The sequence below is a fragment of the Tolypothrix bouteillei VB521301 genome (assembly GCF_000760695.4).
In the GTDB taxonomy this organism is placed as follows: Bacteria; Cyanobacteriota; Cyanobacteriia; order Cyanobacteriales; family Nostocaceae; genus Scytonema; species Scytonema bouteillei_A.
Window position 1 is genome coordinate 188346 of the sequence record NZ_JHEG04000001.1, and the last position, 6655, is coordinate 195000.

Annotated in this window: 4 protein-coding genes, 1 rRNA gene and 1 riboswitch (1 of these 6 running past the window's edge); of the genes, 2 read left to right on the forward strand and 3 right to left on the reverse strand. The window is 44.6% G+C overall.

The window, feature by feature from the left end; translation table 11 throughout:
* Positions 1-195: 195 nt before the first annotated feature.
* A complete protein-coding gene (locus tag HC643_RS00745) occupies positions 196-1218 on the reverse strand; it encodes a sirohydrochlorin chelatase (RefSeq protein WP_038081801.1) in 1023 nt (340 codons plus the stop codon).
* 38 nt (positions 1219-1256) lie between these two features.
* A riboswitch (cobalamin riboswitch) is annotated at positions 1257-1424 on the reverse strand.
* Positions 1425-1545: 121 nt separating this feature from the next.
* On the opposite strand from HC643_RS00745, the gene HC643_RS00750 reads away from it, so the two are divergent.
* On the forward strand, positions 1546-2346 hold the full coding sequence (locus HC643_RS00750) for a radical SAM protein (protein WP_038081800.1): 801 nt from the start codon (positions 1546-1548) through the stop codon (positions 2344-2346).
* A gap of 110 nt (positions 2347-2456) precedes the next feature.
* Here the strand turns inward: HC643_RS00750 and argS are convergent, their stop codons facing one another.
* Both argS and nadC read right to left on the reverse strand, forming a co-directional pair.
* Positions 2457-4217 (reverse strand): arginine--tRNA ligase, encoded by a 1761-nt coding sequence (gene argS, locus HC643_RS00755; RefSeq protein WP_038081798.1) that lies wholly within the window; start codon positions 4215-4217, stop codon positions 2457-2459.
* A 79-nt stretch (positions 4218-4296) separates the two neighbouring features.
* On the reverse strand, positions 4297-5154 hold the full coding sequence (gene nadC, locus HC643_RS00760) for a carboxylating nicotinate-nucleotide diphosphorylase (RefSeq protein ID WP_038081796.1): 858 nt from the start codon (positions 5152-5154) through the stop codon (positions 4297-4299).
* Positions 5155-5459: 305 nt separating this feature from the next.
* On the opposite strand from nadC, the gene HC643_RS00765 reads away from it, so the two are divergent.
* Positions 5460-6655: ribosomal RNA gene (locus HC643_RS00765) — 16S ribosomal RNA — on the forward strand; it runs 293 nt beyond the window's last position.

The window sequence follows — 6655 nt, forward strand, 5'->3', positions numbered from 1 at the left end:
CTTGTATCTCAGTAGCGAAAATGCTATGTGCAAGGCACACGCTAAGCGCAAAGCGCACGCTCCGCGATGCCGAAGGCTATGCCCGCAGGGCTATACGCCCTCCCTTGTTCGCCAGTTGCCAGGGTGCGGGAAACCCGCCTGTAGCACTGGACTCACCATTAGCCATTAGCCATTAGCTATTAGCCATTAGCCATATTATGGTGCTTGCCAAATTTTTTGATGGTACTTTTCTATATCTGCATAAGGATCTTCGGGTGGATGGGTATGGTCGTCAGTGTGATGGTGGTGATGGTGGTCATGAGTGTGGGAATGCTCGTGTTTGTTATTTGCTAAAGCAGATAGACGGAATTTACACATCTCACAATTCATTTGTACTTGTTCTAGTTGAGTTTCAATTTCTCTTTCTCTCAGTACGGACAGGAGAACTGGATGTAATCCCATCTCTGGTAGACAAGTTATGGAAATATCTGGATGTTGCTCTTGCTGTTGAGCGGTGATATTAAATATCTTTTTTACTAATGCCCCTGTAAATAGGAAGTATGGCAAAACGATAATGCGTTTGGGCTGATAAAGCCGTGCGCGGGAAAATCCTTCTTCTAACCTGGGGTGGGTAATGCCAATAAAGCAGGTTTCTACGGTGGAGTAACCGCTTCCTTCCCAAAGAATGCGAGCGAGTTTGCATACGTCTCCATTAGCGTCGGGATCGCTCGAACCACGTCCAACAAATAAGAGAACGGTATCAGAACGCGATATTTGTTCGGGGTTGTGTTCGGGTTTGTCAAGTTCAGCTAGACGCGATCGCCACAGATCTACAATTACAGGAGTAATGCCAAAATGACGCCCGTAGTGAAACTTTAACTGTGGATGTCGGGATTTAGCACGATCGAGTTCATTTGTGACATCAAATTTATTATGGCGTGCAGCAAATAACAGTATGGGCAATACCGTCAGTTCAGTGTAACCTTGTGCCACACATTGGTCTATACCTTGCTGAATGGAAGGAACAGTCAGTTCCAAAAAGCAAGGCAAAACTGGACGTGATGTATCTAAAGCTTGGTAAAGAGTCGCAAAATCTAATAAAGCTTGTCTTCCTTCTTCATCCCTAGTACCGTGTCCAACCATTAACAAAGGACGTTGTATTGGTAGGGGTAACAGTTTTAGACTTTGAGCAGTTGAAGATTCTGAATAAAAGTGATTTGGAGTATTGGTGGTCAGCATCCAGTTATAAGGCTCCCTTCCCGTGCTACGCAGGAAATAGAGTGAGCAGGTAATAAATAGGCGTTCTGGCTAACGCAATTTTGGATTTTAGATGGCAATAATCTAAAATCTAAAATTCGTTTACAGCTGCGGCACAGCCCCGGACTTGCACCGGAGTTTCCCTATTCTGTTACAGTTCACGTTTGCTTTGCTATCTTAGCCGATCTAACTGAGTAACAAAATACGGGGGGAGGGGAGAGAATAAATATTGACGTACACGCCAAAGGCAAATATTAAAAATGCGAGTAAAATTTTAATCGCTTATGGAATAAATACGTATCACATATTATGTCTAATTTAACTCTACCGTTCGCTTCTGTCTACGGACCTGTAAAATCTTGGCGGTTTGGGCGATCGCTTGGCATCGATCCTATTGGTTGTATCTCAACTTGTTCTTTCAATTGTGCTTACTGTCAACTCGGGGAGATCGAAGTTCGCACCATCAAGCGTCAAATATTTGTTCCTACAGAGCAAATTGTTCGGGACTTACAAGCTTTTAAACCTTGGGAATTTGATGTTGTGACTTTAAGCGGGAGTGGCGAACCGACTCTAGCACTAAATTTAGAAGAAATTCTTACCGCTGTTAAAGAGATAACGCAACGACCTACAGTTGTGTTAACAAATAGCACTTTGCTCAACAGTTCAGAAGTGCGATCGGCTCTTACCCTAGCAGATACGGTTGCAGCTAAGTTAGATGCTATTTTATTAGAGCAATTGCAAAGGGTTAATCGCCATGTAGAGGGTGTAGATCTATCGTCTATTTTAGCTGGGCTGGAAAAATTTCACCAAGAGTACCAAGGAAGCCTAACTATCCAAACTACGATCTTATTTCCTTGGTCTTTGGAAGAACGCCTTGCTTACATTGATTTAGTACAGCACTTAGAGCCAGATGAAATTCAACTGAATACTCCTACACGTCCTCGACCATTAGTTCATCAATTAGAAGCACGAGGTAATGATACCGAATCTCTTCCTTATTCAACAAGAACTCTCAAACAAGTGAGTGCAACTTTTTTACAAACATTTGCGGTTCAGATTGAGGAAGCGACTGAGATTCCCGTGCGTGTTACACCTGTTGCTCCTTTGTGACCTATACCTACTCCGTGGGAACTCCAAAGCCAGCAGTTAAGGCAACTGTGGGGGATTTCCCCCGTTGTAGCACCAGGCGTCGCAAAGAATGCAAAAAATGTTGACTTTTTTTACATTCTCTCTAAAACATTGATTCCTAGTAAGGATAATCCAAGCTTCAAAGTTCTAGCTGTCACGTCACACAGTATGAGTCGCGATGTTCGCACGGGTTCTTCAGATTTCAGAACTGGGCAATTTTCAAAGAATTGATTGTACTTTTGGCTCAACTGATACAAATACTCGCACAACCGATTTGGCAGCAAATCTTTTTCAACTTCAGCCAGGACTTCATCTAACTGTAACAAATGTTTTGCTAAATTCAGTTCTAATTCTTCTTGCAGAATAATTGGTACATCTGCTCTGAGTTTGTCATAGTCAATGTTACCTTCACGGCTAATGCCTTGAGTTCTGACGTAAGCATAGAGCATATATGGTGCCGTGTTGCCTTTTAAAGCTAACATCTTTTCATAACTAAAAATATAGTTACTGGTACGGTTTTGGCTAAGGTCAGCATATTTAACAGCACTAACGCCAACTATCTGCGCTACGTCAGCAATGAATTCTTCTTTTTCTTGCCGTCCTTCTTCTTTGAGTCTGTATTCTAAATCTTTACGAGCGTGAGCGATCGCTCCATCTAATAAATCTCGCAACTTTACTGCTTCCCCAGAACGAGTTTTCAATTTTTGACCATCTTCTCCAAGTACTAAACCAAAGGGGGTGTGAACGAACTCGACATTGTCTGTAATCCAACCCGCTTTTCTTCCTACTTGAAAAATTTGGGCGAAGTGGTTGGTTTGTTCTGCACCTACTGGATAAATGACTTGTTGCACTTTCTCGACCTGAACCCGGTGGCGAATTGCTGCTAAGTCTGTAGCCGCGTAGTTGTAACCTCCATCGGATTTTTGCACAATTAAAGGTAAAGGTTCGCCTTCCCTATTTGTAAAACCGTCAAGAAAAACGCATTTTGCTCCTTGGTTTTCTACCAACAGACCTTGTTTATCAAGTTCTTCTACTACTTGGGGTAGTAAAGCGTTATAGAAAGACTCCCCCCTTTCAATAAAGGGAGCAATTCCTAACAAATCGTATATGACTTGGTATGCTCTGCTGGAGAGTTGACAGACAATTTTCCACGCTAGTAAAGTTTTTTCGTCACCAGCTTGTAGTTTGACAACTGATTGGTGTGCTGCTTTGCGGAAATCTTCGTCTGCATCAAACCGTTTTTTTGCTTCTCGGTAAAATGAGGATAAGTCGCCTAGGTTGAGCGTTTCAGTGGTTGTTAAAGCTTCCGGATATGCTTCTTCTAAATAAGCAATCAACATTCCAAAGGGTGTTCCCCAGTCACCTACATGACTGATCCGCAAAACTTCATGACCCATGAATTCTACAATTCGAGCAAGGCAATCTCCAATAATTGCCGGTCGTAAATGCCCTACGTGCATTTCTTTAGCAATATTTGGGCTGGGATAATCTACAATAACTCGCTTGGGATTCTTAGCTGGTGCTACTCCCAGTCTCGGATCGGCTTGAATGGCTTTGAGCTGTTCTACCAGGTATTCTGTTTCTAGCTTGAGATTGATAAATCCAGGACCTGCTATCTCTGGGGGTTTGCAAATACCTGTTAGGTCTAGTTTGCCAACAATTTGTTGTGCGATCGCTCTTGGCTGCTGTCCCAACTGTTTTGCTAGGGATAATGCAACATTTGCCTGGTAGTCTCCAAATTTTGGATTGCTAGCAGGTACTAATATTGGGTCTGCTTTCGCATACTCAGCGCCGAAAGCTGCGGCTAAAGCCTCTTGTAATTTCAGTTTTAGTTTTTCTTGTGTAGCTTTCATAGATGAATTTTTATACTCCAGAGAGAGATTTTCTCTCCAACTATAGGTTTTATCTGCTCGCAGACAATTTTTTGGGGAATTATTTGATTTTCATGCTTAAATCCAACCAACAGGATTGGGTCACGGGCGCACTACTCGAAATGTAGTCTACACCTGTCTCAGCTACAGGACGAATAGTTTCTAAAGTAATGTTGCCAGAAGCTTCTATTTTAACGCGGCTGTCATGTTGCCGAATACGGGAAACTGCCTGACGCATCAAATCAACCGACATATTATCTAACATAATGATGTCCGCACCATATTGTAATGCTTCTTTGACTTGATCTAAATTTTCAGTTTCTACTTCTATTGTTAGGGGATAGGGAATTTGGTGGCGTATGCGGGATATTGCTTTCCCAATTCCTCCTGCTGCTGCAATGTGATTGTCTTTGATCATGACGGCGTCATCTAAACCCATCCTGTGATTGACTGCTCCTCCTACGGCGATCGCATATTTTTCTAAAAGTCTCAACCCAGGTGTTGTTTTGCGCGTATCTACCAACTTGGTTGGGAGGTCAGCTATTTTCTCAACATATTTCCTTGTTAGGGTAGCTATGCCACTCAGACGCATAACTATATTAAGTGCAACTCGTTCACCCGTAAGCAGCGCATCTAAAGGTCCATTGATTTCAGCAACAACGTCTCCTCGTGCTCGACTTTCGCCTTCAGCCACAACTGGCACAAAATGGATTTTTTCGTTCAATAGATTGAACACTTTTGCTGCTATGGGTAACCCAGCAATGACTCCATCGGCTTTCGCTACCCAATTTGCCTGTCCTTCTTCACCATCAAGCAGTGCTTGTGTTGTGCGATCGCCTCGACCAATATCTTCTAATAACCACTCGCGCAGTAACGGTTCTAGCACTATTGTTGGTGGCAGTATTCCTAATTTATTCACGACTTTCAAATTTCCTCTAGCTCTGTCAAAATTACTTTACCCTAAAACCCTTCTCCTACGAGGCTTTCGGCCATATCAAAAAAATTTTTCAAAAAATCTTCAAAAAAATGTTGACAGTAGGAAGTGAGGTCGCTAATATAAAAAAGTGCCTGATGAGGCGGGCGCACAAACGAGCGACGCCAAAAGGTGCCGAACCTTGAAAATTCTATAGTTTGAAAGCAATTATACAGCTTTTACTTGGCGTAAGTAAAGAATAAACCCGTAGTTGAAGGGAAAAATTCAACAAAGAGCTAAACAAACACTTCAAAACGGAGAGTTTGATCCTGGCTCAGGATGAACGCTGGCGGTATGCTTAACACATGCAAGTCGAACGGTCTCTTCGGAGATAGTGGCGGACGGGTGAGTAACGCGTGAGAATCTGGCTTCAGGTCCGGGACAACAGTTGGAAACGGCTGCTAATACCGGATGTGCCCATGGGTGAAAGGCTAGCTGCCTGGAGATGAGCTCGCGTCCGATTAGTTAGTTGGTGTGGTAAGAGCGCACCAAGACGGCGATCGGTAGCTGGTCTGAGAGGACGATCAGCCACACTGGAACTGAGACACGGTCCAGACTCCTACGGGAGGCAGCAGTGGGGAATTTTCCGCAATGGGCGAAAGCCTGACGGAGCAATACCGCGTGAGGGAGGAAGGCTCTTGGGTTGTAAACCTCTTTTCTCAGGGAATAATAAGTTGAAGGTACCTGAGGAATAAGCATCGGCTAACTCCGTGCCAGCAGCCGCGGTAATACGGAGGATGCAAGCGTTATCCGGAATGATTGGGCGTAAAGCGTCCGCAGGTGGTTTATCAAGTCTGCTGTCAAAGCGTCTGGCTTAACTAGATAAAGGCAGTGGAAACTGAGAGACTGGAGTATGGTAGGGGTAGAGGGAATTCCCGGTGTAGCGGTGAAATGCGTAGAGATCGGGAAGAACACCGGTGGCGAAAGCGCTCTGCTGGACCATAACTGACACTGAGGGACGAAAGCTAGGGGAGCGAATGGGATTAGATACCCCAGTAGTCCTAGCCGTAAACGATGGATACTAGGCGTTACGCGTATCGACCCGCGTAGTGCCGGAGCCAACGCGTTAAGTATCCCGCCTGGGGAGTACGCACGCAAGTGTGAAACTCAAAGGAATTGACGGGGGCCCGCACAAGCGGTGGAGTATGTGGTTTAATTCGATGCAACGCGAAGAACCTTACCAGGGCTTGACATGTCGCGAATCCCGATGAAAGTTGGGAGTGCCTTAGGGAGCGCGAACACAGGTGGTGCATGGCTGTCGTCAGCTCGTGTCGTGAGATGTTGGGTTAAGTCCCGCAACGAGCGCAACCCTCGTACTTAGTTGCCATCATTAAGTTGGGAACTCTAAGAAGACTGCCGGTGACAAACCGGAGGAAGGTGGGGATGACGTCAAGTCAGCATGCCCCTTACGTCCTGGGCTACACACGTACTACAATGCTGTGGACAG

Coding starts and splice junctions, on each gene's coding strand:
- argS (WP_038081798.1), bottom strand. CDS start 4,217: ATGAAAGCTACACAAGAAAAACTAAAACTGAAATTACAAGAGGCTTTA.
- HC643_RS00750 (WP_038081800.1), top strand. CDS start 1,546: ATGTCTAATTTAACTCTACCGTTCGCTTCTGTCTACGGACCTGTAAAA.
- HC643_RS00745 (WP_038081801.1), bottom strand. CDS start 1,218: ATGCTGACCACCAATACTCCAAATCACTTTTATTCAGAATCTTCAACT.